Annotated in this window: 23 protein-coding genes and 3 tRNA genes; 16 read left to right on the forward strand and 10 right to left on the reverse strand. The window is 70.8% G+C overall.

What is annotated here, in order from left to right; genetic code table 11:
- Nucleotides 1–28: 28 nt before the first annotated feature.
- From gyrA to ACZ6AQ_RS22930, 5 genes are all read left to right on the forward strand, one after another.
- Nucleotides 29–2,677, forward strand: a complete 2,649-nt coding sequence (gene gyrA / locus ACZ6AQ_RS22910; RefSeq protein WP_468761810.1) for a DNA gyrase subunit A — start codon at nucleotides 29–31, stop codon at nucleotides 2,675–2,677.
- Between the two features lie 4 nt (nucleotides 2,678–2,681).
- The gene (locus ACZ6AQ_RS22915; RefSeq protein WP_388695104.1) at nucleotides 2,682–3,344 is read left to right on the forward strand and encodes a DUF3566 domain-containing protein; all 663 of its coding nucleotides are present in this window, start codon (nucleotides 2,682–2,684) and stop codon (nucleotides 3,342–3,344) included.
- A gap of 99 nt (nucleotides 3,345–3,443) precedes the next feature.
- Nucleotides 3,444–3,517: transfer RNA gene (locus ACZ6AQ_RS22920), tRNA-Ile, on the forward strand.
- Nucleotides 3,518–3,683: 166 nt separating this feature from the next.
- Complete coding sequence (locus ACZ6AQ_RS22925; protein WP_003958712.1) at nucleotides 3,684–3,818, forward strand: DLW-39 family protein; 135 nt, start codon at nucleotides 3,684–3,686, stop codon at nucleotides 3,816–3,818.
- Between the two features lie 147 nt (nucleotides 3,819–3,965).
- Complete coding sequence (locus ACZ6AQ_RS22930) at nucleotides 3,966–5,261, forward strand: hypothetical protein (protein ID WP_468761812.1); 1,296 nt, start codon at nucleotides 3,966–3,968, stop codon at nucleotides 5,259–5,261.
- A gap of 31 nt (nucleotides 5,262–5,292) precedes the next feature.
- Here ACZ6AQ_RS22930 and ACZ6AQ_RS22935 read toward each other — a convergent pair whose 3' ends face one another.
- Entirely contained in the window at nucleotides 5,293–6,714 is a 1,422-nt protein-coding gene (locus tag ACZ6AQ_RS22935; RefSeq protein WP_468761814.1) for a serine/threonine-protein kinase, read from the reverse strand.
- A 62-nt stretch (nucleotides 6,715–6,776) separates the two neighbouring features.
- Nucleotides 6,777–7,325, reverse strand: coding sequence for a helix-turn-helix domain-containing protein (locus ACZ6AQ_RS22940; RefSeq protein WP_468761816.1), 549 nt, complete (start codon nucleotides 7,323–7,325; stop codon nucleotides 6,777–6,779).
- Nucleotides 7,326–7,453: 128 nt separating this feature from the next.
- Between ACZ6AQ_RS22940 and ACZ6AQ_RS22945 the strand changes: the two genes are divergently transcribed.
- Both ACZ6AQ_RS22945 and ACZ6AQ_RS22950 read left to right on the forward strand, forming a co-directional pair.
- A tRNA-Ala gene (locus ACZ6AQ_RS22945) sits at nucleotides 7,454–7,526 on the forward strand.
- Nucleotides 7,527–7,827: 301 nt separating this feature from the next.
- Nucleotides 7,828–8,199, forward strand: a complete 372-nt coding sequence (locus tag ACZ6AQ_RS22950; protein WP_468761818.1) for a DUF6344 domain-containing protein — start codon at nucleotides 7,828–7,830, stop codon at nucleotides 8,197–8,199.
- A 617-nt stretch (nucleotides 8,200–8,816) separates the two neighbouring features.
- Here ACZ6AQ_RS22950 and ACZ6AQ_RS22955 read toward each other — a convergent pair.
- Nucleotides 8,817–9,545 (reverse strand): DUF5324 family protein, encoded by a 729-nt coding sequence (locus ACZ6AQ_RS22955; RefSeq protein ID WP_388695094.1) that lies wholly within the window; start codon nucleotides 9,543–9,545, stop codon nucleotides 8,817–8,819.
- Nucleotides 9,546–9,717: 172 nt separating this feature from the next.
- Here ACZ6AQ_RS22955 and ACZ6AQ_RS22960 point away from each other — a divergent pair, with 172 nt between their 5' ends.
- Nucleotides 9,718–10,245, forward strand: a complete 528-nt coding sequence (locus ACZ6AQ_RS22960) for a peptidylprolyl isomerase (RefSeq protein ID WP_388695091.1) — start codon at nucleotides 9,718–9,720, stop codon at nucleotides 10,243–10,245.
- A gap of 23 nt (nucleotides 10,246–10,268) precedes the next feature.
- On the forward strand, nucleotides 10,269–11,132 hold the full coding sequence (locus tag ACZ6AQ_RS22965; RefSeq protein WP_468761820.1) for a rhomboid family intramembrane serine protease: 864 nt from the start codon (nucleotides 10,269–10,271) through the stop codon (nucleotides 11,130–11,132).
- A gap of 294 nt (nucleotides 11,133–11,426) precedes the next feature.
- Here the strand turns inward: ACZ6AQ_RS22965 and crgA are convergent, their stop codons facing one another.
- Complete coding sequence (crgA, locus tag ACZ6AQ_RS22970) at nucleotides 11,427–11,681, reverse strand: cell division protein CrgA (protein WP_388695086.1); 255 nt, start codon at nucleotides 11,679–11,681, stop codon at nucleotides 11,427–11,429.
- A gap of 140 nt (nucleotides 11,682–11,821) precedes the next feature.
- Between crgA and ACZ6AQ_RS22975 the strand changes: the two genes are divergently transcribed.
- The 5 genes from ACZ6AQ_RS22975 (at nucleotide 11,822) to ACZ6AQ_RS22995 (ending at nucleotide 15,621) form a co-directional block, all read left to right on the forward strand.
- Nucleotides 11,822–12,589, forward strand: a complete 768-nt coding sequence (locus ACZ6AQ_RS22975; protein ID WP_468761822.1) for a DUF881 domain-containing protein — start codon at nucleotides 11,822–11,824, stop codon at nucleotides 12,587–12,589.
- A gap of 108 nt (nucleotides 12,590–12,697) precedes the next feature.
- Nucleotides 12,698–12,859, forward strand: a complete 162-nt coding sequence (locus ACZ6AQ_RS22980) for a hypothetical protein (RefSeq protein WP_388695081.1) — start codon at nucleotides 12,698–12,700, stop codon at nucleotides 12,857–12,859.
- Nucleotides 12,856–13,494 carry an aminodeoxychorismate/anthranilate synthase component II gene (locus ACZ6AQ_RS22985; protein ID WP_468761824.1) on the forward strand — a complete coding sequence of 213 codons (639 nt, stop codon included), beginning with the start codon at nucleotides 12,856–12,858 and terminating at the stop codon, nucleotides 13,492–13,494. The genes ACZ6AQ_RS22980 and ACZ6AQ_RS22985 overlap by 4 nt, the downstream gene beginning before the upstream one ends.
- Nucleotides 13,491–14,906 (forward strand): class E sortase, encoded by a 1,416-nt coding sequence (locus tag ACZ6AQ_RS22990; RefSeq protein ID WP_468761826.1) that lies wholly within the window; start codon nucleotides 13,491–13,493, stop codon nucleotides 14,904–14,906. The genes ACZ6AQ_RS22985 and ACZ6AQ_RS22990 overlap by 4 nt, the downstream gene beginning before the upstream one ends.
- Before the next feature lie 37 nt (nucleotides 14,907–14,943).
- A complete protein-coding gene (locus ACZ6AQ_RS22995; protein ID WP_468761828.1) occupies nucleotides 14,944–15,621 on the forward strand; it encodes a class E sortase in 678 nt (225 codons plus the stop codon).
- An 81-nt stretch (nucleotides 15,622–15,702) separates the two neighbouring features.
- Here the strand turns inward: ACZ6AQ_RS22995 and pknB are convergent, their stop codons facing one another.
- From pknB to ACZ6AQ_RS23025, 6 genes are all read right to left on the reverse strand, one after another.
- Complete coding sequence (gene pknB, locus ACZ6AQ_RS23000) at nucleotides 15,703–17,730, reverse strand: Stk1 family PASTA domain-containing Ser/Thr kinase (protein ID WP_468761830.1); 2,028 nt, start codon at nucleotides 17,728–17,730, stop codon at nucleotides 15,703–15,705.
- A gap of 155 nt (nucleotides 17,731–17,885) precedes the next feature.
- Nucleotides 17,886–19,352, reverse strand: a complete 1,467-nt coding sequence (locus ACZ6AQ_RS23005) for a peptidoglycan D,D-transpeptidase FtsI family protein (protein WP_468761832.1) — start codon at nucleotides 19,350–19,352, stop codon at nucleotides 17,886–17,888.
- A complete protein-coding gene (locus tag ACZ6AQ_RS23010) occupies nucleotides 19,349–20,791 on the reverse strand; it encodes an FtsW/RodA/SpoVE family cell cycle protein (RefSeq protein ID WP_356539583.1) in 1,443 nt (480 codons plus the stop codon). Before ACZ6AQ_RS23010 ends, ACZ6AQ_RS23005 begins: the two co-directional genes overlap by 4 nt.
- A 26-nt stretch (nucleotides 20,792–20,817) precedes the next feature.
- Nucleotides 20,818–22,308: a Stp1/IreP family PP2C-type Ser/Thr phosphatase gene (locus tag ACZ6AQ_RS23015; protein ID WP_388695066.1), complete on the reverse strand. Its 1,491-nt coding sequence runs from the start codon at nucleotides 22,306–22,308 to the stop codon at nucleotides 20,818–20,820.
- Nucleotides 22,309–22,479: 171 nt separating this feature from the next.
- Nucleotides 22,480–23,001 (reverse strand): FHA domain-containing protein FhaB/FipA, encoded by a 522-nt coding sequence (locus ACZ6AQ_RS23020; protein ID WP_468761834.1) that lies wholly within the window; start codon nucleotides 22,999–23,001, stop codon nucleotides 22,480–22,482.
- Nucleotides 23,002–23,011: 10 nt separating this feature from the next.
- Entirely contained in the window at nucleotides 23,012–23,845 is an 834-nt protein-coding gene (locus tag ACZ6AQ_RS23025) for an FhaA domain-containing protein (RefSeq protein WP_468761836.1), read from the reverse strand.
- Between the two features lie 586 nt (nucleotides 23,846–24,431).
- On the opposite strand from ACZ6AQ_RS23025, the gene ACZ6AQ_RS23030 reads away from it, so the two are divergent.
- Nucleotides 24,432–24,518, forward strand: a tRNA-Leu gene (locus ACZ6AQ_RS23030).
- Nucleotides 24,519–24,814: 296 nt separating this feature from the next.
- Nucleotides 24,815–26,593, forward strand: coding sequence for a sensor histidine kinase (locus ACZ6AQ_RS23035; RefSeq protein WP_468761908.1), 1,779 nt, complete (start codon nucleotides 24,815–24,817; stop codon nucleotides 26,591–26,593).
- Nucleotides 26,594–26,606: the final 13 nt, after the last annotated feature.

Genomic DNA, 26,606 nt, shown 5'->3' on the forward strand with positions numbered 1-26,606 from the left:
GACCGTACGAAAGGACTGACGACCGGCCATGGCCGACCAGAACACTCCTGCCCCCGACGGCGACGACATCTCCCGCGCCGCCTCCGCCCTCACCGAGGAGGAGCGCGCGCTGAGGATCGAGCCCGTCGGGCTCGAGACCGAGATGCAGCGCTCGTACCTCGACTACGCGATGTCCGTCATCGTGTCCCGCGCGCTGCCCGACGTGCGGGACGGCCTCAAGCCCGTCCACCGGCGCGTGCTGTACGCGATGTACGACGGCGGCTACCGGCCCGAGAAGGGCTTCTACAAGTGCGCCCGCGTCGTCGGCGACGTCATGGGCACGTACCACCCGCACGGCGACTCCTCGATCTACGACGCGCTCGTCCGCCTCGCCCAGCCCTGGTCGATGCGCATGCCGCTGGTCGACTCCAACGGCAACTTCGGCTCCCCGGGCAACGACCCGGCCGCCGCCATGCGCTACACCGAGTGCAAGCTGGCGCCGCTGTCGATGGAGATGCTCCGCGACATCGACGAGGAGACCGTCGACTTCACGGACAACTACGACGGCCGCAACCAGGAGCCGACGGTCCTGCCGGCCCGGTTCCCGAACCTGCTCGTCAACGGCTCCGCCGGCATCGCCGTCGGCATGGCGACCAACATCCCGCCGCACAACCTGCGCGAGGTCGCGGCCGGCGCCCAGTGGGCCCTGGAGCACCCCGACGCGTCCCACGAGGAGCTGCTCGACGCGCTGATCGAGCGGATCAAGGGCCCCGACTTCCCGTCCGGCGCGCTCGTCGTCGGCCGCAAGGGCATCGAGGAGGCGTACCGCACCGGCCGGGGCTCCATCACGATGCGCGCGGTGGTCGAGGTCGAGGAGATCCAGAACCGCCAGTGCCTGGTGGTCACGGAGCTGCCGTACCAGACCAACCCGGACAACCTCGCGCAGAAGATCGCCGACCTGGTGAAGGACGGCAAGATCGGCGGCATCGCCGACGTCCGCGACGAGACCTCGTCCCGGACCGGCCAGCGCCTGGTCATCGTGCTCAAGCGCGACGCCGTCGCCAAGGTCGTCCTCAACAACCTGTACAAGCACACCGACCTCCAGACGAACTTCGGCGCGAACATGCTGGCGCTCGTCGACGGCGTGCCGCGCACCCTCTCGCTCGACGCGTTCATCCGCCACTGGGTGACGCACCAGATCGAGGTCATCGTCCGCCGGACCCGCTTCCGGCTGCGCAAGGCCGAGGAGCGCGCCCACATCCTGCGCGGTCTGCTCAAGGCGCTCGACTCGATCGACGACGTCATCGCGCTGATCCGGCGCAGCGACACGGTCGAGGCCGCCCGCGGCGGCCTGATGGGCCTGTTGAGCATCGACGAGATCCAGGCCAACGCGATCCTGGAGATGCAGCTCCGCCGCCTCGCCGCCCTGGAGCGCCAGAAGATCGTCGCCGAGCACGACGAGCTCCAGGCGAGGATCAACGAGTACAACGCCATCCTGGCCTCCCCGGAGCGCCAGCGGGCGATCGTCAGCGAGGAGCTGGCCGCGCTGGTCGAGCGGTTCGGCGACGACCGCCGCTCCAAGCTGGTGCCCTTCGACGGCGACATGTCCATCGAGGACCTGATCGCCGAGGAGGACATCGTCGTCACCATCACGCGTGGCGGCTACGTGAAGCGGACGAAGACCGAGGACTACCGCTCGCAGAAGCGCGGCGGCAAGGGCGTCCGGGGCACGAAGCTGAAGCAGGACGACATCGTCGACCACTTCTTCGTCTCCACCACCCACCACTGGCTGCTCTTCTTCACCAACAAGGGCCGGGTCTACCGGGCCAAGGCGTACGAGCTGCCGGACGCCGGCCGGGACGCCCGCGGCCAGCACGTGGCCAACCTCCTGGCCTTCCAGCCGGACGAGCAGATCGCCCAGATCCTGGCGATCCGCGACTACGAGGCCGCGCCCTACCTGGTGCTCGCCACCAAGGCCGGCCTGGTGAAGAAGACCGCGCTGAAGGACTACGACTCGCCTCGCTCGGGCGGCGTCATCGCGATCAACCTGCGCGAACTGGAGAACGGCGACGACGACGAGCTGATCGGCGCCGAGCTGGTCTCCGCCGAGGACGACCTGCTGCTCATCAGCAGGAAGGCGCAGTCGATCCGCTTCACCGCCACGGACGACGCGCTGCGTCCGATGGGACGCGCCACTTCGGGTGTCAAGGGGATGAGTTTCCGCGCGGACGACGAGCTGCTCTCGATGAATGTCGTCCGGCCCGGTACGTTCGTCTTCACCGCGACCGACGGCGGGTACGCCAAGCGCACTCCCGTCGACGAGTACCGCGTCCAGGGCCGTGGCGGCCTCGGCATCAAGGCCGCCAAGATCGTGGAGGACCGCGGATCGCTCGTGGGAGCGCTGGTGGTGGAGGAGACCGACGAGATCCTCGCCATCACGCTGTCCGGCGGTGTGATTCGTACGCGAGTCAATGAAGTCAGGGAGACCGGCCGTGACACCATGGGCGTCCAGCTGATCAACCTGGGCAAGCGCGACGCCGTCGTCGGCATCGCGCGGAACGCCGAGGCCGGCGGCGAGGACGACGAGGTCGACGACGCCGACGGGGCCGAGGACATGGTCGAGGTGTCCGAGACCGGAGTGGTCGAGGGCGGGACAGCCGGGGGCACGGAGCCTCCGGCCGGGGAGCACGAGGAGTAAGAACGTGAGTGGAGCCACGGGCGCCGGATCGGCGGCCGCCGGAGCTTCTGCAGGTGCTGGAGCGAACGGCGCCCGTGGCTCCGCCACGGACTCCCAGGGGGTTGCGGTGACGGACAACCGGGGGCAGCAGCCCCCGTACGAGACCTACAACGGGCCGCTGCCCGGCGAGCGCGCGGGCGCGCAGCAGTCGTCGGGCGGGCCCTACCACCCGCCGCAGGCGTACGGTGCTCCGGCGCCGGGCGGCAAGGGGGACGGAGCCGTGCGCCGGCCGCGCACCGGGGCGCGCACGACGCCCCGGACGCGCAAGGCGCGGCTGAGGGTGGCGAAGGCCGATCCGTGGTCGGTGATGAAGGTGAGCTTCCTGCTCTCCATCGCGCTGGGCATCTGCACGGTCGTGGCCGCCGCGGTGCTGTGGATGGTCATGGACGCCATGGGCGTCTTCTCGACGATCGGCGGGACGATCAGCGAGGCCACGGGCTCGAACGAGTCCAACGGTTTCGACCTGCAGTCCTTCCTGTCGCTGCCGCGGGTGCTGATGTTCACCTCGGTGATCGCCGTGATCGACGTGGTCCTGATGACCGCTCTGGCGACCCTGGGCGCGTTCATCTACAACCTGTCGGCCGGCTTCGTGGGCGGTGTGGAGCTGACGCTCGCCGAGGACGAGTAGGACGTGCGGGGCCGGCCCGGGGAACCGATTTTGGGACTGGCCCCCACGTGCGCTAATCTTCAGGAGTCAGCGCGCGGGACACACTCCGCAGAGCGCGGCGGGGCTATAGCTCAGTTGGTTAGAGCGCATCCCTGATAAGGATGAGGCCACAGGTTCAAATCCTGTTAGCCCCACATTTTCGATCGGCCCGGACGGTTTCCCGTCCGGGCCGATGTCGTTTTCCCGGGCGGACGGGCCGCATCGTGGGTTTGAACCTCGTACAGGTCACCGATCGGTATCGGTCGATGTGTAGAGTGGGCGTCAGAAGTCTCCTACGTCAACGAAAGACGAGGTCGCGCGGTGAAGAAGCTTCTCCTGGTCGCACTGGCCGCCATCGGCGGGCTCCTCGTGTACCGCCAGATCCAGGCGGATCGCGCCGAGCAGGATCTGTGGACGGAGGCGACCGACTCCGTGCCCGCAGGTTCGGGTGTCTGAGAAGAGTTTTGTCTGGGGGTGAAGCCCCGGCCGCGCGCGAGCGGGCCGGGGCTTCGCTCTGTCCGGGGGGCGGTCCGGACCGGACCCCGCTCTCCCCGAATTTGCCTGAGCGAATAATTTGATTGCTTCAGCGAAGAGGAGGGGCGCGTGAGGAAGCGGTTCGGCCTCGGCCGGAGGGCGGGGGCCCTGATCGCGGCCGCCGCGGCGGTGGGAGCGGCGGCGCTGCCCGCCCAGGCCCGCACGGGCGGGGGGAGCACCGCCCCGTCGTACGCCTTCGACCCCGCGGCCCAGCGGGTGCGGGGAGCCGTGACCAGCTCGGACGCGGTACCGCTGACGGCGGGGCGGACCTACCGCGACACGCTCGCGAAGGACGGCAAGGTCTACTACCGGCTCGACCTCGACGACCGGCAGAACGCGTACGTCTCCGTGGTCGCCGTGCCCGGTCCCGGCAGCGCGGTGAAGGCCGGCGACGGCTTCAAGGTGGTCGTACGGGACGGTTCCGGCACGGACTGCGACTCCCAGCGGGTGGGGTTCGGGTCGAACGACTACGCCCGGCCCCTCGTCGGGTACGCCCACCGCGTCACCGGCCCGGGCGGCGCCTCCGGCTGTCGGCGGGCGGGCACCTTCTACGTGCTGGTCGAGCGCGATTCGCCGGATTCGCGGGACGACTGGGAGCTGGAGCTCCGGTACCTGACCGAGCCCCCGCTGAAGGAGGCCGGGCCGACCCGGCTCCCCGAGACCTGGGCCTCCGGCACGCCCGCGCCCCCGACGGGAGGACCGCGCCCCCGGCAGGGCGGCGCAGGGTTCCACGGGGCCGTCCCGCTGACGCGGGGCGAGTGGCGGTCCGACATCCGGCCCGGGGAGTCCCTCTTCTACCGGGTGCCCCTCGACTGGGGGCAGCAGCTCTTCACCACCGCCGAGCTGGGGAGCAGTACCAAGGACGGCGGATACGTCTCCGGCGCGCTGTCGCTCACCCTGGTGAACCCGGCGTTCGGCCAGGTCGCCGAGGGCGGCGTCGGCTACAGCGGGAAGCCCGCGACGCTGCCGCTCGGCCCGCAGCGGCCGGTGGCGCACGAGAACCGGGTCTCGTTCCACAGCGCCACGAAGGGGATGCGGTTCGCCGGCTGGTACTACCTGGTGGCCACGCTCGATCCGGAGGTGGCCGAGGAGTACGGCGGCGGACCGGTTCCGCTGACGCTGCGGGTGAACGTGCTGAACGCGCCGAAGCCCGGCCCCGGATACGACGGGGACGCGGGACCGTTCGCCGTGACCGCGGAGGACAGGACGGCGGCCGAGACCGGCGTCGGCGGGTCGCGGGCGGCGGAGGGGACGGCGCGCGCGGACTCCCTGCGCCTGGTCGCCGTGGCGGGGATCGGCACCGGGACGGTCCTGCTGGCCGGCCTGGGAGCGTGGACGGCGGTGGCGCGCAGGCGGGCGGTGTAGCGGTTCGTGCCCCGTGCGCGGTGCCCCGCCCTCAGACCTGGGCGAGGGCCCAGAAGCCGACCGCGAGGCAGACCAGCGCGAGCAGGAGCACCGGGACCGCCACCTTCGGGGGCGGTCCCGGCCGGCGCGCGGGGACGGACACGGGCGGCCCGAAGCCCGGGGAGGGCGTGAAGCCCGGGAGCGGGGCGGGGCTCTGGGCCGGGTACGCGGTGTACGGAGGGCCGCTGTACGGGGAGGCGGGGGGCTGTTCGTACGGTGAGGAGACGGGGGGAGCCGGGCCGAAGGCGGGCGCGGGAGCGGACGCCGGGCGCATGGCCGGGGCGGGGGCCGGAGGCGTGGCCGGTGGGGGCAGGAGGAAGCTTCCCGTCCCGGAAGGGCCAGGAGCCGGCGGAGTGGCCGGCTCCGGGGCCGGGACGGGAGCGGCGGGGGTTTCGGGGCCGGTGGGGTGCCCGGGGCCCGTGGGGCTCGTGTGCCCCGGGAGGCTTTCGGGAGCCGAGGGGCCCTCGGCACGGGCGGAGGCGGCGGGAGTCGGGGAGTTCGTGAAACCCGTGGATCCCCCGGAGCGGACGGGTCTCTCGGGGCCTGCGGGCCCGAAGCCCGGTGGGAGGGGGCCGAGTTGGTCGAAGATCTCGACCGGCTCCTCGGCGGGGTCGGGGTCGGGGAGCAGTTCGACGGCGGCGCCCAGCGCCTTGCGCGCCCCCGTGGCCGTACGGAAGCGGGACTGCGGGTCGGGCCGGAGCAGCCCCGCGAGCACCTGCCACAGGGGCTCCGGGACGCCCTCGGGAGCGCTCGGGGTGCCGTGGGCGACGAAGTCCTCGACCAGGGCCCGGAAGTCCGGCTTGCGGCCCTGGAGGAGGTAGAGCGCGACCAGGCCGGTGGCGAACAGGTCCGAGGGGAAGTCGGGTTCGGCGCCGAGGAGCTGTTCGGGGGCGAAGTAGCCGGGCGTCCCCACGACGTAGTCGGTCTCCGTGAGCCGGGGCTCGCCCTTGCGCATGGCGATGCCGAAGTCCGAGAGGCGCAGATGCGGACGTCCGGTGCCGGTGGCGTCGAGGAGGATGTTGGCCGGCTTGATGTCCCGGTGGACGACCCCCTCGGCGTGGACCGCCGCGAGGGCCGAGAGCAGCTGGTCGAGCAGGACGCAGACGAAGCGGGGCGGCAGCGGGCCGTAGTCCCCGAGGACGTGGGCCAGCGAGCCGCCGGCCACCAGGTCCATGGTGAAGAGGACCTTGTCGTCGTCGGCGGCCCAGCTGGCCGGGGCCAGGACGTGCGGGTGGTCTATCCGCAGCGCCTGCTCGCGGACGAAGCGGAGCAGCGTGTGGGCGTCGCTCTGCAGGAGCACCTTGGCCGCCACGTAACGACGGCGCCGGTGGTCCCAGGCCCGCCACACCGCGCCCGCCCCGCCCCGCCCGATCGGGTCGACCAGCTCGTACCGTCCGGCGAAGACCTCACCCATCGCGCTGTGCCCGCTCCCCGTCGCGTCGTCCCTCCGGATGCCGGCCGGCTGCCGGGACCGGGTCAGTTCTGGTGCGACTCGTAGTGGGCGACCGCGTCCGCGGTGCGCCCCGCGCCGTACACCCGGAGGAACTCTGCCAGTTCGGGATGGGCCGGGGCGAGGGAATCGGCGGCTTCGATGATGTCGCCGGCGGCCGCGACGGAGCGCAGCAGGGACTGGATCTCGCGGACGACCCGGCGCACGGTCGGGGCGCCGGAGCCGGTGGCCGTCTGGCCCGAGCCGGTGAGGACGGAGCCGCCCTGCGACTTCTTGATCTGGTCCATCCGGCCGGACGCCTCGGCGGCGCTGACGCTGCCGTCGGCGACCTGCACGGCCAGCTCCTGGAGGGCCTGGACGCGCTGGACGACGGCCGGGTTGCCGATCTTGGCCCGCTGACCGCTCATCAGCTGGGACAGCATGGGAGCGGAGAGGCCGAGGACGGCCGCGAGCCTGGCCTGGTTGAGGCCGAGATCGTCGATCAGGCGGCGGAAGAGGGCCCCCAGCGGCTCCCCGTACCAACTGCGCTGAAGCTCTCTGGCTCTGGCCGTGGCTTCCTGCTGCGCTGCGTCCATCACTTCTCCCCATCCCTGCGGTTCACCACTGCGAACCTGGGCGACATCTTACGGAGAGTGGTCGTGGACCGGGAGTCCCCATCTTTTTGCCGGACATGGGGGGTGACCCGGTACGCTGTTCCCGTTCCGGGGCCTTAGCTCAGTTGGTAGAGCGCTGTCTTTGCATGGCAGATGTCAGGGGTTCGACTCCCCTAGGCTCCACTTCTCGAACAGCCCTCCCCGCCGTGGAAACACGGCGGGGAGGGCTGTTTCGCGTTCCGTTCCCGGGCGGTGGCCGGGCCGGGCGGGACCGCCGGGACGGGCCCGGTCCGCGCCGCCTCCGTACACGCCGTACGAGGAAACCGCCTCTTCTTCTGCTCCGTATGGATGGTGTTCATCGGAAGAACTGCGCGGCGGGGGCGTCGGTCCGCGACAACGCGAGGCGCGGACACATCATGAGGAAGCCGAGTGAAGCGCGCAACTCGGGATGAACCATCCGGGAACGTCACAGAAGCGAGGAATCATGGCCACCGCCAAGGTCAAGCAGTTCTGGACCGCCTTCATCTCGGTCCTCTTCGCCCTTCTCGCCTCCGCCGGCCTGGCGGGCACCGCCGCCGCGGCCCGGCAGCCGGTCGTCCAGCAGCCCGAGGAGCCGACGGCCCCCGCCGTGTCCGTCCCCGCCGCAGAGCGCACCCACGCCTCCGTACCGGCCCAGCGGGTGCGGCACCGGTGGCCGCTCGCGGGCGACCGCTCCCTGCCGCCCACCATCAAGCAGCGCATCGCCGCCGAGGCCCACGGTTCCTCTCCCGCCGCCCGGCAGCGCTCCTCGGCCCCCGCCGCCACCGAGGTCGACCCGGTCGCGCTGACGGAACTGGCACTCGCGGCGGGAGCGTAGGGCGCGGAGGACCGGGACGCGTTTCCCCCTTCGTGTCCGCACACGGGACTCGTCACCACCGGCGCACATCCCGGCCGGCATTCCTGGTGGAGAAGACCGTGAAAGGAACCGGAAAGGCCCGACGGACTTCCCGGCGGGACTCCCGGACGAAGAGCGCGGCGGAAATCCCCGGTGTTTCCGGCGGGTCGGCACTTCCGGCAGTGCTCCCGGCGAAAAGCCGGTGGAGCTTCCGGGAAAGGCTCCGACCGATCACCGGGCCATGACGGGTTGATCACTTTCTGTCACACCCGACCGAACCCTCATTCGCCCTCCGGCCGAACCACCGGCCGACTCCCAGCCGAACCCTTACTCGCCCTCCGGCCGAACCACCGGCCGACCCCCGACCGTTCCGGACCGGCACCGACGAAGAAACCCGTCGAGCCCCTCAGGCGGCCCCTCGGCTCCCTCGACAGGCGTTCCGTCGCGGCCCCCGGCGGAAGACCCGTACCGGGCCCCGGAGGAAACCCGCACCGGGCCCCGCGAAGACCCACTGCCCCCGCCCCGGAAAAGGCGAAGGAGCCCCGACCGGACTTCCCGGCAGGACTCCTGCGCAACCTCTCGACGGAGACTCCGCCCCGTCAGCGGTCCTTGTCGCGCTCGGCGGCCTCCGCCTCCGCGATCTCGGCCGCCGCGGCCTCCGCGGCCGCGGCATCGGCGGCGGCCTCGGTCTCCTTGGCCTCCACCTCGGGGTCGAGGACGGAGACACTGCCGTCGACGGACGTCAGCACACCGCTCTCCTCCACCTCGGTGGGCGCGGGCGGTTCGATCAGCCAGTCCGGGTTGGACTGCTTGTCCCACCACTTCCAGGCGGCGAACACGCCCCCGGCCAGGACGCCGGCGACGGCGAGCCCCTTGGCGAAACGCCCCGCCCTGGCCCGGCGACGCTGCTTCTTGAGGAGCTTCTGGATCTCCTTCGGCGTCACCTGACCGCGCAGCGCGGCCCAGGCCGCGGTGGAACGCGCCCCGGCCTCCTCGAGCGCGGGGCCGGTCGCGGCGACCGCGCTCTCGATGCGCGGAGCGGTGTACTCGGCCGCCTGCCGGGCGACCTGACGGGTCTTGACCGCCGCCCGCTGCGCGGCCGCGTCGACCCGCGGCGGCACGCGCGGCGCGACGTGGGAGGCGTACTGCGACTTGGCCTGCTTGGCGGCCTTCGTGAGTGTGGGCGCGAGCAGTTCCCGCGCCTCGTGCGCGTAGTGCGTGGCGTGGTCCCTGGCCGTCTCGGCGTAGGGCGCCACCGCGTCGGCGGCGTGCAGGACACTCTCCTTCGCCGAACCTGTGGCGGCGCGCACGCTGTCCATGCGGGTCACGGGATTCCTCCTCCTCGGTGGCGATGTCAGGTTTTCGCCTATCCATCCTCTTCGGAATCATGCCTCCGGGTCCGGGCTCCGGCATGTGGGGCGGGCATCCGGGGCATGCGAGGATCGGACGCGCCAGAGACAGTCATGACATGACGCGACCCGATGTGGACGGAAGACGACCGTGGCCGAGCAGCTGTACGCGATCCTCAAGACGAACCTGGGCGACATCGAGGTGCGGCTGATGCCGTTCCACGCGCCGAAGACGGTCCGGAACTTCGTCGAGCTCGCGACGGGCGAGCGCGAGTGGACGCACCCCGCCACCGGCGCGGTCTCCAAGGACCGGCTCTACGACGGGACCGTTTTCCACCGGGTCATCAAGGACTTCATGATCCAGGGCGGCGACCCGCTGGGGGACGGCACCGGCGACCCCGGGTACGCGTTCGCCGACGAGCTCCACCCCGAACTCTTCTTCGACCGCCCCTACCTGCTGGCCATGGCCAACGCCGGCCCGGGGACCAACGGATCGCAGTTCTTCGTCACCGTCGCCCCCGCGACCTGGCTCAACCGCAAGCACACCATCTTCGGAGAGGTCGTGGACAAGGAGAGCCGGAAGGTCGTGGACGCGATCGCCGCGACCGCGACCGACCCGCACACCGACCGGCCGCTCCAGGACGTGGTCGTCGAGTCCGTGGTGATCGAGAAGCGCTGAGGCGGAAGGGACGGGAACCTCCCATGGAACCGCAGTCGGGCCTGCCGCACTGCCCCCGTCATCCGGAGACCGAGACCGGCATTCGCTGCGCCCGCTGCGACACGCCGGTCTGTCCCCGGTGCATGACCTCCGCCTCGGTCGGCTTCCAGTGCCCCGACTGCGTGCGCGGCGGTTCGGGGACGGGTCACGCTCCGGACGCCCAGCACCCCCGGACGCTCGCGGGCGGCCGGATGGCCGTGGACGGACGCCTCGTCACCAAGATCGTCATCGCGGTCAACCTGGCGCTCTTCCTCGCCGTCCAGGCGGTGGGCGACCGGCTCGTGGACGACCTCGCCCTCATCGGGTACGCGTACCTCCCGACCGGTGAACTCGCCGGGGTCGCGGACGGCGAGTGGTACCGGCTGCTGACCTCCGCCTTCCTCCACCAGGAGATCCCGCACTTCCTCTTCAACATGCTGGGCCTGTGGGTGATCGGCGGGATCGTCGAACCCGAGCTGGGCCGGGTCAGGTACGCGGCCCTGGTCCTGCTCTCCGGACTCTCCGGCTCGGTGCTCGCCTATCTGCTCTCGCCGCAGAACCAGTTCTCGCTCGGCGCCTCCGGGATCGTGTTCGGACTGATCGGCGCCTGGGTCGTCCTCGCCCGCCGCCGGCGGCACGACATGCGCCCGGTCGTCCTCTTCGTGGCGCTGTCCCTGCTGCTGACCTTCACCCGGCCGGGGATCTCCTGGGAGGCCCACATCGGCGGCCTGGTCGGCGGTGCCCTGGTGACGTACGCGCTGGTGCACGCGCCCCGGTCCCGCCGGGCCCTCGTGCAGGGCACGGCCTGTGGACTGCTGTTCCTGATCGACCTGGGGATCGTGCTGGCCCGTTCGGCCGCGCTCACCTGAGCGCAACAGGCTGTGGACGAGCTGGAGGACAAGCTTTCCCCAGAGTTATCCACAGTGTGTGGCGGACTGTTCCCGTTCCGTGGAGAACGCACGCACCCCTCGCCTCTGACCTGGTGTTTCTCCAGGGAGGTGAGGGGTGCGTCGGGTTCTGTGGAGAGGATGCGCGGTCATACCGGCGTCAACCTCGCGCAAGTTATCCACAGATCTTCTTAAGTTATCCAGTGCTGTGCACAACGCTGTGGATAAACTGGGGGGAGAGCTTGACGGGTGACCGGTGGAGGTGCTGGACCGCCGCTACTTCCACTGTGTGGAGACGCCGAAACCGGCGGCGATGAACCCGAAGCCCACCACGATGTTCCAGTTCCTGATCGACTCGATCGGCATGGAACCGTCGGTGACGTAGAAGATGACGATCCACACCAGACCGATGGCGAACAGGGCCAGCATCACCGGCGCCACCCAGCTGCGGTTGGTCAGCTTGATGCTGGTGGCCTGCTTGGCGGGCGGAGGCGTGAAGTCGGCCTTCTTGCGGATACGTGACTTCGGCACGAGGGACTCTCCTGTCGATGCGCTGCGTGACCGCGCAGGGAACTGTGGCTGGCGCCGGGATGGGGCGAAGGAGGACGACTGCGTCCCCCGGGCGTCCGTTAGCGTAGTGGTTCCGCGGCACCGAAGGGGATCAGGGTACGTTGAGCAATTCCGCCGACTCTCCCGAAGGGCCGGGCCGCACCGCGAGGTGGCGCCCCGTCCGGCTGCTCACCCTTGCCGTTTTCGCCCTCGCCGGGCTGATCTTCGTCACCAGCTTCAACACCGCCCGGGGCACCAACCTCCGCACGGACACCTCCCTCCTCAAGCTCTCCGACCTCATCGAGGAGCGCAGCCACAAGAACGCGGGCCTGGACGAGACCACCGCCGCCCTCCGCTCCCGGGTCGACTCCCTCGCCGCCCGCGACGACGGCTCCACGCGCGCGGAGGACGAGAAGCTCGAAGCGCTCGAAACGGCCGCGGGCACCAACGAGGTCTCCGGCTCCGGCCTCACCGTCACCCTGGACGACGCCCCGCCGAACGCCCACGCGGCCCCCGGTTACCCGGAACCGCAGGCCAACGACCTCGTCATCCACCAGCAGGACCTCCAGGCCGTCGTGAACGCCCTCTGGCAGGGCGGCGCCGAGGGCATCCGGGTCATGGACCAGCGGCTCATCTCCACCAGCGCCGTGCGCTGCGTCGGCAACACGCTGATCCTCCAGGGCCGCGTCTACTCGCCGCCGTACCGGATCACCGCCGTGGGTGACCGGAAGAAGCTGGGCCGGGCGCTGGCCGACTCCCCGGCGGTCCAGAACTACCGGCTGTACGTCAAGGCGTACGGGCTCGGCTGGAAGGTGGACGAGCACGGGGCGGTGACCCTCCCCGGGTACGCGGGAACCGTGGACCTCCACCACGCGAAGCCGGTGGACTGACCGGCGGTCCGGCCGGTGGCCGTCCACAGGCTTCGGACAGCGATCCCCCCGTGCCTCCCCCGCCCCGTACTCTGGTCCCCGTAACGAACGGAAGGGACGGTCGACGTCATGTACGGCTGGATCTGGCGCCATCTGCCGGGCAACGCGTGGGTGCGGGCGCTGATTTCGATCACACTGGTCCTCGCGATCGTCTACGTCCTCTTCCAGTACGTGTTCCCCTGGGCGGAGCCGCTGCTTCCGTTCAACGATGTGACGGTGGACGGCCAGTGAGCGCGCGCATTCTCGTCGTCGACAACTACGACAGCTTCGTCTTCAACCTCGTCCAGTACCTCTACCAACTCGGCGCCGAATGCGAAGTGCTCCGCAACGACGAGGTCGAGCCGGGCCACGCCCAGGACGGCTTCGACGGCGTCCTCCTCTCGCCCGGGCCCGGCGCGCCCGAGCAGGCCGGGGTCTGCGTCGACATGGTCCGGCACTGCGCCGGCACCGGCGTGCCCGTCTTCGGCGTCTGCCTCGGCATGCAGTCGATGGCCGTGGCGTACGGCGGCGTCGTCGGCCGCGCGCCCGAGCTGCTGCACGGCAAGACCTCGCCCGTCACGCACGAGGGGCGGGGCGTCTTCGCGGGGCTGCCCTCGCCGTTCACCGCGACCCGTTACCACTCGCTGGCCGCCGAGCCCACCGCCCTCCCCGCCGAGCTGGAGGTCACCGCCCGGACCGGGGACGGCATCATCATGGGCCTCCGTCACCGCGAACTCCCCGTCGAAGGGGTTCAGTTCCACCCCGAGTCCGTCCTCACGGAGCACGGCCACCGCATGCTCGCCAACTGGCTGGAGGAGTGCGGGGACACGGAGGCGGTCGGCCGGTCGGCGGGGCTCGCACCGGTGGTGGGCAAGGCCGTCGCATGACGACGGGTTCGCCGTGGTTCAGGGACGAGCACGAGCCGGAACAACGGCCGGCACCCGAGGACGGGTACGCGCCCGCCGACCCGTACGCGACGGCCGACCCGTACGCCGCTTCCGGACCGCAGCCGGCCGCCGGCCCCTACCCCCCGGCCGATCCGTACTCCTCCGCGCCCGCGGACCCGTACGCACCGGCAGGTTCCCACGCGCAGGCCGAGCCGTACGCCCAGGCCGACCCGTACGCCCAGGCCGGCCACCACGAGCGGACCGACCCCTACGCCCACCCCGGTGGGCACGCCCGGCCCGGTTCCTACGCTCCGGCCGGCCCGTACGGACCGGCCGACGCGTACGGGGCACCCGGCCCGTACGCCCAGGCCGGTTCCTACGCGCCGGCCGACCCGTACCCGTACGAACAGTCCGGCGCCCGCGGGGCGACCCCTCAGGAGGCCCCCTACGGGCCTTCCCGCGGGGCCCGCGGCGCCGACGAGGAGCCCCCGGCGCACGACCCGGCCGGAACGATGGTCCTGGAGGCCGTCGAGGCCCCCCCGGAACCGGACTCCGGGCCGGTCGCCGAACAGCTTCCCGGCCCCGGCCGGGCCGAACGCCGCCGCGCCGCCAAGGGCGGCCGGGCCAAGGGCCGCCGGGGCGCGCCGACCGCCGCCGGGACGGGTGCCGCCGCGCGGCCGGCCGCGCCCCTCACCCGTACCGAGGCACGGCGGGCGGCCCGCGAGGCCAAGGACGGTGTCGGCGTCGTCGCCAGCCGGATCGTGGGAGAGCTCTTCATCACCCTCGGCGTCGTCATGCTGCTCTTCGTCACCTACCAGCTGTGGTGGACGAACGTCCTCGCCGGCCAGGAGACCGACCAGGTCAAGGAACGGATCGCGGACACCTGGTCCAAGGAGCGGAAGGACGAGAACAAGCCGGAGGCGTTCGAGCCCGGAGAGGGCTTCGCCATCATGTACATCCCCAAGCTGGACGTCGTCGTCCCCATCGCCGAGGGCATCGACAAGGCGAAGGTGCTCGACAAGGGCATGGTCGGCCACTACTCCGAGGGCCCGCTCAAAACGGCCATGCCCTCCGACAAGCAGGGCAACTTCGCCGTCGCCGGCCACCGCAACACGCACGGCGAGCCCTTCCGGTACGTCAACCGCCTGAAGCCCGGCGACCCGATCGTCGTCGAGACCCGGAACACGTACTACACCTACGAGATGGCGAGCATCCTGCCGCAGACCCCGCCCTCGAACGTGTCCGTGATCGAGCCCGTCCCGAAGGGATCCGGCTTCACCGGTCCCGGCCGGTACATCACCCTGACCACCTGCACGCCCGAATTCACCAGCACGTACCGCATGATCGTGTGGGGCAGGCTCGTCGAGGAGCGCCCGCGCAGCAAGGGGAAGCCGGAAGCGCTCGTAGGCTGAGCCCCCACACCTCCGGACGGGACGACAGGACGACCTAGTGGCACGCGCGCGCAACCGGATCGCCGGACTCATCAGCCTCTTCGGCGAACTCCTCATCACGGGGGGCCTGGTGCTCGGCCTCTTCGTCGTCTACTCGCTGTGGTGGACCAACGTCCTCGCCGACCGCGCCGCGGACAAGGACGGCGCCCAGGTCCGCGACCACTGGGCCGACGACGCTCCCGGCGCACTCGACACCCGGGACGGCATCGGCTTCCTGCACGTCCCGGCGATGGGCGGGGACGAGATCCTGGTGAAGCGGGGCACCGACCCGTCCGTCCTCAACAACGGCGTCGCCGGCTACTACACCGACCCGTTCCCGGCCGCCTTCCCGCAGGAGAAGCAGGGCAACTTCACGCTGGCCGCGCACCGGGACGGGCACGGCGCCAAGTTCCACAACATCCACAAGATGAAGACCGGCGACGCGATCGTCTTCGAGTCCAAGGACACCTGGTACGTCTACAAGGTCTACAAGACCCTCCCCGAGACCACGAAGTACAACGTGGACGTCCTCCGGCCCGTGCCGAAGGAGTCGGGCAAGAGCCGGCCGGGCCGCTACATCACGCTGACCACCTGCACGCCCATGTACACCTCGGACCGCCGGTACATCGTCTGGGGCGAACTGGAGCGCACGGAGAAGGTCGACCACGACCGCACGCCCCCGGCGGAGCTGCGCTGAGACGCACACCCCGCCCCGTACGCGGGAGGGCCCCGGCATCCGTCCTGGATGCCGGGGCCCTCCCGCGTACGGGACCGCCGGTCAGCCGAACCAGCCGCCGATGCCGTTGTCGCGACCGCTGTCGCCGTTTCCGTCGTCGCCGGGCCTGCCGCCGTCGGGGTTCCCGCCGCCCAGGGTGAAGAGGGTGACGGAGCTCCCGGTGTTGACCATCGAACCCGCCTGCGGATTCGAGTTGACCACGAGGGCGTCCTCCTTGTCCGACCCCTGCTGGGTGACGGACAGGCCCATGCCCTCGAGCTGCTGCTTGACGTCCTTGAACTTCTTGCCGCCGATGTCGGCCGGGATCTGGACCTGGACCTGCTGCGGGCCCTTGGAGACCTTGAGCCGGACCTCGGAGCCCTGGGCGACGGAGGTGTCGCCCTGCGGGGTCTGCTCCAGGACCTCGTCCTTGGGCTTGTCGGAGTCGACCTCCTCGGTGACCACGGTGAAGCCGAGCTGCTTCAGCTGCTCCTCGGCCTGCGCGCGCGGGTTGCCGACGACCCGGGGAACCGTGCTCAGCTTCTTCTTCGCGACGACGATGGTCACTTCGGAGTTCTTCTCGGCCTTGGTGTTGCCCTGGGGGTTCTGCCGCAGGACCGTGCCCGGCTCCTCGTCCGACTCCTCCTGCTCGACCTTGACCTTGAAGCCCTTGTTCTTCAGGCTCTCCTCGGCACGCGCCTGGGACTGCTCCTGGACGTCCGGGACCTCCTGGAGCGGAGCGCCCTCGGAGAGGAAGACCTGGATCGTGCCGTCGGCCTCCATCTGCGCGACGTTGTCCGCGACCGGGTTCTGGCGGCAGATGGTGTTCTTGGGCTGGTCGCACCGCTCGGTGCCGGCCTGCTGGACCTTCACCTTCGCGTTGATCGCGAGGTTCTCCGCGTTCGCCAGCGTCAGGCCGACCATCTGCGGGACCGTGACCCGCTGCGGACCTTCCTTCTTGCCTGTGAGCGACACACCGATGAAGATCGCTCCGATGAGCACCAGGACACCCGCGACGACCAGCAGGATCGTCGAGGTGTTCGACTTCTTCTGGCCGCCGCGGCGCCGGTCCGGGCGGTCGTCGTAGCCGTATCCGCCGTCGTTCGGATTGACCGGAGGCAGCATGGAGGTCTGGCCGGCCGGGTCGGTCTGGCGCAGGGCGGTGGTCGGCTGGTCCTCGGGCGGATAGCCGTACCCGCCGCCGTACGCGGGCGTTCCCGCCATGCCCATGGCGGCGACGGCCGCGACCGGCTGCCCGTCGAGGCACGCCTCGATGTCCGCGCGCATCTCGTCGGCGGACTGGTAGCGGTAGTCGGGGTCCTTGACCAGCGCCTTGAGGACGATGGCGTCCATCTCGGGCGTGATCTCGGGATCGAAGTTGCTCGGCGGCTGCGGCTCCTCGCGCACGTGCTGGTACGCGACCGCGACCGGGGAGTCACCGATGAACGGCGGGCGGACGGTGAGGAGTTCGTAGAGGAGGCAGCCGGTGGAGTACAGGTCGGAGCGGGCGTCGACCTGCTCACCCTTGGCCTGCTCCGGGGAGAGGTACTGGGCCGTCCCGATCACCGCGGCGGTCTGCGTCATGGTCATGCCCGCGTCGCCCATGGCGCGCGCGATGCCGAAGTCCATGACCTTGACCTGGCCGGTGCGCGTCAGCATGACGTTCGCCGGCTTGATGTCGCGGTGGACGATGCCGGCGCGGTGCGAGTACTCCAGCGCCTGGAGGATGCCGACCGTCATTTCGAGGGTGCGCTCGGGCAGCAGCTTGCGCCCGGAGTGCAGCAGCTCGCGCAGGGTCGATCCGTCGACGTACTCCATCACGATGTACGGGATGGAGACCCCGTCGACGTAGTCCTCCCCGGTGTCGTAGACCGCGACGATCGCCGGGTGGTTCAGCGAGGCGGCGGACTGTGCCTCACGGCGGAACCGGGCCTGGAAGGACGGGTCGCGGGCCAGGTCGGCCCGCAGCGTCTTCACGGCGACGGTGCGGCCGAGCCGGGTGTCCTGGGCGAGGTAGACCTCGGCCATGCCACCACGGCCGAGCACCGAGCCCAGCTCGTACCGGCCGCCGAGGCGACGCGGCTCTTCCATAGCTAATCCAGCCCTCTCCGTCTGTCCCGACCGCACCCATGGGTGGTCCGGCGGTGTGTGCTGTCCGCGCATACGCTACCGGCCCCGGGCAGGCGCTCTGCCCGGGGTCGGCAGCCGATACCCGACCGGTACCTGGCGCGCACCCGACCCGGGAATCAGCTCCGGGTCTTCAGGACCGCCTTCATGACGGCCTTCGCGATCGGGGCGGCCAGACCGCCACCGCTGATGTCCTCGCGGTCGGTGCCCTGGGAGTCCTCGACGATGACGGCCACCGCGACCGGGGAGCCCTCGGCGGTCTTCGCGTACGAGATGAACCAGGCGTAGGGACGCTTGGCGTTCTTCTCGCCGTGCTGGGCCGTACCCGTCTTGCCGCCGACCTTCACGCCGTCCATCTTCACGTCGGCGTTGCCGCCGGTGCCGCGGGTGACGACGTTCTCCATCATCTGCTGGAGCTTCTGGGCGGTCTCCTGCGAGACCGGACGGCTCAGCTCCTCGGGCTCGGTCTTCTTGATCACGTCGACGTTGGGGGCGCGCAGCTCGTCGATCATGTACGGCTTCATCAGCTTGCCGTCGTTGGCGATCGCCGCCGTGACCATCGCCATCTGGAGCGGGGTGGTCGCGGTGTTGAACTGGCCGATGGAGGAGAGCGCGTTGCCGCCGCGGTCGGCCTTCTTGTCGTAGACGGAGGCGGAGGCGCGGACCGGCGTGTACTGCTCGGCGTTGAAGCCGAACTTCTCGGCCATCTCGACCATCTTGTCGCGGCCGACGTCGTCGCCGAGCTTCGCGAAGACCGAGTTGCAGGAGATCTCCAGCGCCCTGTTCAGGCTGGCGTTCGCACACCCCTGGGCGTGGTTGACCATCTCCTTGGTGGAGAGGGGGATCTTCCAGCCCTCGGGGGTGTCGGTCGGCGCGTTGATGTCGCCGACCTTGCCGTTCTCGAGGGCGGCGGCGGCGGTCACGACCTTGAAGACGGAGCCGGGCGGGTAGATCTCGCGCAGCGCCCGGTTCTGCATGGGCTTGTTCTTGTCGTCCTTCAGCGCCACCCACGCCTTCTCGTCCGTGCGGGAGTAACCGGCGAAGGAGGAGGGGTCGTACGAGGGAGTGGACGCCATCGCGAGGATCTTGCCGGTCTTCGGCTCGATGGCGACGACCGCGCCGGTCTTCTTGCCGAGGCCCTCGAAGGCGGCCTTCTGCGCGGCGCCGCTCAGGGTGGTGACGACGTCGCCGCCCTTCTTCTTCTCGCCGGTGAACATGGAGAGCGTGCGGTCGAAGAACAGCCGGTCGTCGTTGCCGGTGAGGATGCCGTCCTCGATCTTCTCGATCTGGCTGGCGTCGTACGCCTGCGAGGCGTAGCCGGTGACCGGGGCCCACATGGGGCCGTCGACGTAGGTGCGCTTGAACTTGTAGTACTCGTCCTTGGAGTCGACGGAGCCGGTGATCGGCTTGCCGTCGACGATGATGTTGCCGCGCTCGTTGGCGTACCGCTCGATCCGGACGCGGGTGTTCTTGGCGTGCGAGTTCAGTTCGTCGGCACGGACGAACTGCACCCAGTTGTCCCGCACGAGCAGGGCGAGGACGAGGAGGCCGCAGAAGATCGCGACCCGTCGCAGCGGCTTGTTCACGGGCGGACCACCTGGGTCATCTCGGCGTCGGGGGACGGGGCGGGCGCGGGCGCGGGGCGGCGCGCGGTGTCGCTGATCCGGATCAGGATGCCGATCAGGGCCCAGTTGGCGATCACGGAGGAACCGCCGTACGCGAGGAACGGCATGGTCATGCCGGTGAGCGGAATGAGCCCCAGGACACCGCCGGCGACGACGAAGATCTGGAGTGCGAAAGCCCCGGAGAGGCCCATCGCGAGCAGCTTGCCGAAGGGATCACGGGCGGCGAGGGAGGTGCGGATGCCGCGCTCGACGATCAGCCCGTAGAGGAGCAGGAAGACCATCACACCCGTGAGGCCGAGTTCCTCGCCGACGGTCGCGAAGATGAAGTCGGAGTTGGCCGCGAAGCCGATGAGGTCGGAGTTGCCCTGGCCGAGACCGGTGCCGAGGATGCCGCCGGAACCGAAGGACATCAGCACCTGGGTCATCTGGTCACAGGCGTACGCCATGTTGGAGCCCGCGGGCGCCGTCTTCAGGCACTCGAAGGGGTCGAGCCAGGCTGCCACGCGGGACTGGACGTGGCTGGCGAAGGAACTCACGGCGACCGCGCCGCCCGCCGCCATCAACAGACCCATGACGATCCAGCTCGTCCGCTCGGTCGCCACGTACAGCATGATCACGAACATGCCGAAGAACAGCAGCGAGGTGCCGAGGTCGTTCTCGAAGACCAGGATGAGGAGGCTGACCGCCCAGATCGTCAGGATCGGGCCGAGGTCGCGGCCGCGCGGCAGGTAGAGCCCCATGAAGCGGCGGCTGGCCAGGGCCAGCGCGTCCCGCTTCACCATCAGGTAGCCGGAGAAGAACACCGCCAGGACCAGCTTGGCGAACTCGCCGGGCTGGATCGAGAAGCCGCCCACCCGGATCCAGATCTTGGCGCCGAAGCTGTCCGTGCCGAGGCCCGGCACGAGCGGCAGCAGCAGCAGGACGAGGGCGACCACCATGGAGATGTACGTGTAGCGCTGGAGGACCCGGTGGTCCTTGAGCAGCAGCAGCACGCCCACGAACATGGCGATGCCGATCGCGGAGTACATCATCTGGCTCGGGGCGTCCGGGCTGAAGCTCTTGTACAGCCGCATCGAGGTGGCGATCAGCCGCGGCGACTGGTCGAGCCGCCAGATCAGCACCAGGCCCATGCCGTTGAGCAGGGTGGCGAGGGGCAGCAGCAGCGGGTCGGCGTAGGGGGCCCACTTCCGCACCACCAGGTGCGCGACGCCCGCGAGGAGGGCGAGGCCGAGGCCGTACCCGAGCATGCCGGCCGGGACCTTGCCGTCGATGGCCAGACCCACGTTGAGGTACGCGAACACCGGGATGACGACGGCGAACGCGAGCAGCGCCAGCTCGGTGTTGCGGCGGCTCGGCGCCTCGATGGCGCCGATGGTGGTCGTGTTGGTGACAACGCTCATGGTGGTGACAGGCCCCCTACGGGTGCTTACTGCTTGCCGCAGTTCGAGGCCAGCTTCTGCTCCTCCCCGGTGAGGGTGGGACCGGGGGAGGGAGCGGCTGTGGTGGGCTTGGGGACGGGGGTGGCGGTGGCACCGGGCTTCGGGACCGGCGGCTTGCTCGCCAGGTCGGCCGCCTTCTCGGCGGCGGCGCGGCGCTGCTCGGTCTTCTTGCAGGCGGACGCCTGCAAGGAAAGCTCGGCGATCTTGGTCTCGGCCTTGCCGAGGCTGCCGCCCGCGATCGTGTCCTCGACCTGCTTCCGCTGGTAGGCGGGGAGGTACTTGAGTTCGATCTCGGGGTGGTCCTTCTCCAGCTTCGACAGCGAGACCCACGCCAGGTTCTGGCTGATCCCCTGGTACAGCGCCACGTGCTGGTCCTTGGAACCCACGAAGTACTGCGTCTGCGTCCAGCGCCAGCCGCCGTAGAGCCCACCGCCGACGACGGCGAGGGCCAGGACCAGGAAGAAGGAGCGCTTGAGCCACGTGCGGCCCTTGCGCGGCTTGACGAAGTCGTCGTCCGTGTACGACTCGAAGGAACCCTGGGGGGGCATCCCGCCGTAACCGTCTCCGTCGCCGCTGCCGGGCGGACCGAAGCCGCCGGCCGGGGGCTGCTGGTGCGGCGCGGGGCGGCCGAGCCCGGAGGCGCGGCCGGCCGGGGTCTGCATGGCCCCGCCGTCGTTCAGCTGGGTCTGGTTCTCGGCGACCGCGCCCACGATGACCGGGGTGTCGTGGAGGTGGCCGGCGAGCGTGTCACCGCCGTCGACGTCGAGGACGTCGGCGACGATCACCGTGATGTTGTCGGGTCCGCCGCCGCGCAGCGCGAGCTGGATCAGCTCCTGCACGGTCTCCTGCGGGCCCTGGTAGCTGGCGAGGGTGTCTTCGAGGGTCTGGTGCGAGACCACGCCGGAGAGACCGTCGGAGCAGATCAGGTAGCGGTCGCCGGCCCGGACCTCGCGGATGGAGAGATCGGGTTCGACGTGGTCGCCGCTGCCGAGCGCGCGCATGAGGAGCGAGCGCTGCGGGTGGGTGGTGGCCTCTTCCTCGGTGATCCGGCCCTCGTCCACGAGCCGCTGGACCCAGGTGTGGTCCTGGGTGATCTGGGTCAGCAGGCCGTCCCGGAGCAGGTAGGCGCGCGAGTCGCCGACGTGCACCAGGCCGAGCCGCCGGCCGGTCCACAGCAGGGCGGTGAGCGTGGTGCCCATGCCCTCCAGCTGCGGGTCCTCCTCGACCATCATCCTGAGCTGGTCGTTGGCGCGCTGCACCGCCGTACCGAGCGAGGTGAGGATGTCGGAGCCGGGGACGTCGTCGTCGAGCGTGACGAGGGTCGAGATCACCTCGGAGGAGGCGACCTCGCCGGCGGCCTGGCCGCCCATGCCGTCGGCGATGGCGAGCAGCCGGGGACCGGCGTAACCGGAGTCCTCGTTGCCCTCGCGGATCATGCCCTTGTGCGAGCCCGCGGCGAATCGCAGGGACAGTGTCATGCGCACCTGCCCTGTCGCCGCTGCATCGGGGTACAGCCGGTCTCGACCCACACTGCCCACCCTCCGGTCGCTCCGGTCGCTTCAGTCGCTCCGGTCGGGAGCGCGGCACGTCCCACACCGGGGGCCGTCCCGGCCCGCTCGCTCCGCTCGCGCCTCTTCATGATGCAGCCACTACTTCCGCAGCTCGATGACGGTCTTGCCGATGCGGATCGGCGCGCCCAGCGGAACCGGCGTGGCGGTGGTGAGACGGGTCCGGTCGAGGTACGTCCCGTTGGTGGACCCGAGGTCCTCGACGATCCACTGGCCGTCCCGGTCGGGGTAGATCCGGGCGTGTCGGCTGGAGGCGTAGTCGTCGTCCAGGACGATCGTCGAATCGTGCGCCCGGCCCAGCGTGATCGTCTGGCCCTGGAGCGCGACGGTCGTGCCGGTGAGCGTGCCCTCGGAGACGACCAGCTTGGTCGGGGCACCGCGGCGCTGGCGACCGCCCGGCGCGGTCTGCTGCCCGCGCTGCTGCGGAGGCGCGGCGTTCTGGCGTGCGGCCTGCTGGGGCCGTGTTTCCTGGCGTCGCGAACCGCGCTGGGTCACCCGCGTACCGAAGAGGTCGCTGCGGATGACCTGCACGGCCACGATGACGAACAGCCACAGAACGGCCAGGAAACCCAACCGCATGACCGTAAGGGTCAGCTCTGACATTGCCCCCGCTTCACCCTTCGGCTTGCCGGTAAACGATGGTGGTACTGCCCACGACGATCCGCGAGCCGTCGCGGAGCGTAGCGCGGGTGGTGTGCTGCCCGTCCACCACGATGCCGTTGGTGGACCCGAGATCCTGGATCGTCGAGGGCGTTCCGGTCCGGATCTCGCAGTGCCGGCGGGACACGCCGGGATCGTCGATCCTCACGTCCGCGTCGGTGCTGCGGCCGAGGACCAGGGTCGGGCGGGAGATCTGGTGGCGGGTGCCGTTGATCTCGATCCAGTGGCGCGTCTGCGAGCCCGCGCCGGCATGGGTTCCGGGGCCGGGGACGGCCCCGGGGCGACCGCCGGACGGCGGCCGGTGGCCGGGAGCGCCGGGAGGCGGCGAGGCCGGCATGGGCGGAGCACCGGCCGGGGGGTACCCGTAGCCGTCACGGCCCTGCTGCCCGCTGGGCGGCTGGGGCTGCGACGTGCTCGACGCCAGGGTGCGGCTGCGGACGCGGTAGAGGCCGGTGTCGAGGTCCTCGGCCTTCTCCAGATGGACCTTGATCGGCCCCATGAAGGTGTACCGCTGCTGCTTCGCGTACTCCCTGACCAGGCCGGCGAGCTCGTCGCCGAGCTGCCCGGAGTAGGGGCTGAGACGCTCGTAGTCGGGCGTGCTCAGCTCCACGATGAAGTCGTTGGGGACGACCGTCCGCTCGCGGTTCCAGATCGTCGCGTTGTTGTCGCACTCGCGCTGGAGCGCGCCGGCGATCTCGACGGGCTGGACCTCGGACTTGAAGACCTTGGCGAAGGTGCCGTTGACCAGACCTTCGAGACGCTGCTCGAAACGCTTCAGGACTCCCATGGGGCACCTCCTCCGTCGTTGTCGTCCTGGTACTGCTCACTGATCGTATCCACGCGTCGGGAAATCGGCTGGTTCCCCTTCTCTGCCCTGTGGACGAGTGTCACCTCTCACAGGTTGCCCCACGGGATCGTAGAGGCGGCCTGTGGACAGTGTCCCGCACCCGGCCGCGGAAGCGCGGGTTCGGTCCGGGGTCCGGGCGGTCCGTCCCCGTTCCTCCCGCTCTCTCCCTCTCCGCCTTCCGTTCCTCCCGCTCTCCTTCCCTCCCCTTCTTCCCTTCTCCCCTGCTGCGGCCCTCTCCTTTCCCCTCTTTCCCCTGCCCCCCGCTCCCACCTTCTCCCGCTCCCCGCTCCTACCTGTTTCCCGCTCTCCGCTCTCGCCCGTTTCCCGCTCCTGCTGCCTGCTTCCCCTCCTCTTCGGCGCTCCTCCGCCGCGCCCTACCCCCGACCGCCCTTCTGTCACTCCCTGACCCTGGTCTCCACGAGCGGTGCCGAAACAACGGATGTGAATCCAAGGCTGGCGACGTGCTAATCTTCTGATGTCGCCAGGCGCTCGCACCGCAAGTGAGAGAGCCCGGAGCACACCCAATGCGCGGGTGGCGGAATAGGCAGACGCGCTGGATTCAGGTTCCAGTGCCCGAAAGGGCGTGGGGGTTCAACTCCCCCCTCGCGCACCAGGAGCATCGCTCCAGCAGTACACAGGAGAAGGTCGGCACCGTAGGACGGTGCCGACCTTCTCTGCTTTTTCGGTTCCGGGTGCGGCCCGAGACCGTACGGCGTCCGCCCTCCGCCCGCCTTCCGGTGTGAGGTACTCCACAGAGAACGCGCCCTCCTCCGGCGGCAGTTCGGAGAGAGGGACGGACGGCTCGCCGGAGCCCCCGCGGCGAGGGGCGCGACCTTCGTCGTGGACGGGCGAGACGAAAGAGGGAAGGCCGGGGGCGGGGGCCGTACCTAGGGTGCGAGCGTGGACGCCATGTCGAAGTCGGGAAGCCGGAGCGCGTACGGGATCGGTGCCGTACTCGCCGCGGGGTGGGCCTGGTTCGCCGTGCCCGGGCAGTGGTCGGGGCGCAGGACCACCGGAGAAGTGGCCCTCGCCGTGGTCGTGGGGCTGCTGGGCGCGGGGACCGAGGAACTGCTGGGCGGTGAGGGGTGGCGGCTCGCCGGGGTCGCCGTCGGCGCCGCCGTGCTGTCGTTGCTGCGGCGCCGGCTGCCCGTGAGCGTGCTCGTCCTGACGGCGGCCCTCGCCCCCTTCGTTGCCGGGTTCGGGCCGTTGCTGCTCGTGGTCGGCTGGTCGGCCGGGCGGTACGTCGAGGGGGCCGGCCGGGCGCTGGCGGCGTTCATCGCCGCCTACGTCCTCGACGTCGGGGGAACGCTCCTGGAGACCTGGGACCAGCAGCGTCTGCTCACGGTCGCCTTCATGGGGACGCTCTACTACCTGGCGACCACCCTGGCCCCCGGGCTCGCCCACCGCTACTGGACCCAGCGGCGGACCCTGCTGCACGCGCTCCAGGAGCGCAACGCCCAACTGCTGCGCGAGCGGGCCATGGTGGTCTGGCAGGCGCGGCTGCGGGAGCGGCAGCGGATCGCCCAGGACATGCACGACAGCCTCGGGCACCAGTTGGCACTGATCGCCGTGCACACGGGCGCCCTGGAGGTGGACCGGGAGCTGGGTGAGCGCCAGCGCGAAGTGGTCGGCGTCCTGCGGAACGCGTCGGTGACGGCGATGCACGAGCTGCGGGAGGTCGTCGGGATACTCCGCGACGGGACCGCGGCGGCGGGCGGGCCCACCGCGGTGCCCGGGCGGGCCGGGGACGAGGCGGGGCGGGCGGCCCGGGGCATCGCCGGCATCGAGGGACTCGTGGCGGCGGCCCGGGCGGCGGGGACCGAGGTCGCGCTGCGACGGACGGGGGAGGAGCGGTCGCTCGCACCGGCGGCCGACCACGCCGCGTACAGGATCGTGCAGGAAGCTCTGACCAACGCCTACAAGTACGCGCCGGGGTCGCCGATCGGCGTCGAGCTGCGGTACGAGCCGGACACCTTCGTGGTGGAGGTCGTCAACGGGGAGCCGGTGGACGGCCCCGCGCAGGACGTGGTGAGCGGCGGGCAGGGGCTGACCGGACTCGTCGAGCGGGCCCGCCTGGTGGGCGGCATGTGCCACGCGGGCCCCGCCGACGGCGGCGGATTCCGGGTGGCCGGGATGCTGCCGTACGGGACGGCACCGGTCGCGGAGGCAGTGCCTTTGGTCGATGCGGCCGACGACTTCCGGCAGCAGACCACGAAGCCGCTGGCGGGGGATGGTCGTCCGGTCGTGGCCGGACCGGCCGACTGGACCTTCACGGAGCGGGAGCTGGCGATGGCGATGCGCGGGGGCGGGCGCAGGAGTACGGGCGGGACGATCGCGCTCGGTTGCGGGATCGCGTTCGCGGCGATCGTCCTGCTCGTGGTGGCGGGCGGCTTCGTCCTCTACTTCCTGGTGGGTTCGCTGAAGGACGGGATGATCGATCCCGCCGAGTACGAAGCGGTGCGGGTCGGAGCGGACGAGCGGGAGGTCCGGGATCGGCTGCCGTCGGGCGAGACGATAGCCACGGCGGGCCTGGGGGATTCGGGGCCCGCGCGGCCGCAGGGGGCCGACTGCCTGGTGCTGATGTCCTCGGAACTGGGGGAGAGCTTCGACGAGGAGCCCGTTTTCCGGTTCTGCTTCAGGGACGGCAAGCTGATCGAGAAGAAGTCGTACACGGTCGAGCAGAGGTAGCGCCGGCCGTTCG

This window comes from Streptomyces sp. NPDC041191 (assembly GCF_055591945.1).

Excerpts from the sequence above, each read along its gene's own strand:
- gyrA (WP_468761810.1), top strand. The coding sequence starts at position 29 with ATGGCCGACCAGAACACTCCTGCCCCCGACGGCGACGACATCTCCCGC.
- ACZ6AQ_RS22935 (WP_468761814.1), bottom strand. The coding sequence starts at position 6,714 with ATGGGTGAGGTCTTCGCCGGACGGTACGAGCTGGTCGACCCGATCGGG.
- ACZ6AQ_RS22940 (WP_468761816.1), bottom strand. The coding sequence starts at position 7,325 with ATGGACGCAGCGCAGCAGGAAGCCACGGCCAGAGCCAGAGAGCTTCAG.
- ACZ6AQ_RS22950 (WP_468761818.1), top strand. The coding sequence starts at position 7,828 with ATGGCCACCGCCAAGGTCAAGCAGTTCTGGACCGCCTTCATCTCGGTC.
- ACZ6AQ_RS22965 (WP_468761820.1), top strand. The coding sequence starts at position 10,269 with ATGGAACCGCAGTCGGGCCTGCCGCACTGCCCCCGTCATCCGGAGACC.
- ACZ6AQ_RS22980 (WP_388695081.1), top strand. The coding sequence starts at position 12,698 with ATGTACGGCTGGATCTGGCGCCATCTGCCGGGCAACGCGTGGGTGCGG.
- ACZ6AQ_RS22990 (WP_468761826.1), top strand. The coding sequence starts at position 13,491 with ATGACGACGGGTTCGCCGTGGTTCAGGGACGAGCACGAGCCGGAACAA.
- pknB (WP_468761830.1), bottom strand. The coding sequence starts at position 17,730 with ATGGAAGAGCCGCGTCGCCTCGGCGGCCGGTACGAGCTGGGCTCGGTG.
- ACZ6AQ_RS23010 (WP_356539583.1), bottom strand. The coding sequence starts at position 20,791 with ATGAGCGTTGTCACCAACACGACCACCATCGGCGCCATCGAGGCGCCG.
- ACZ6AQ_RS23015 (WP_388695066.1), bottom strand. The coding sequence starts at position 22,308 with ATGACACTGTCCCTGCGATTCGCCGCGGGCTCGCACAAGGGCATGATC.
- ACZ6AQ_RS23020 (WP_468761834.1), bottom strand. The coding sequence starts at position 23,001 with ATGTCAGAGCTGACCCTTACGGTCATGCGGTTGGGTTTCCTGGCCGTT.
- ACZ6AQ_RS23025 (WP_468761836.1), bottom strand. The coding sequence starts at position 23,845 with ATGGGAGTCCTGAAGCGTTTCGAGCAGCGTCTCGAAGGTCTGGTCAAC.
- ACZ6AQ_RS23035 (WP_468761908.1), top strand. The coding sequence starts at position 24,815 with ATGTCGAAGTCGGGAAGCCGGAGCGCGTACGGGATCGGTGCCGTACTC.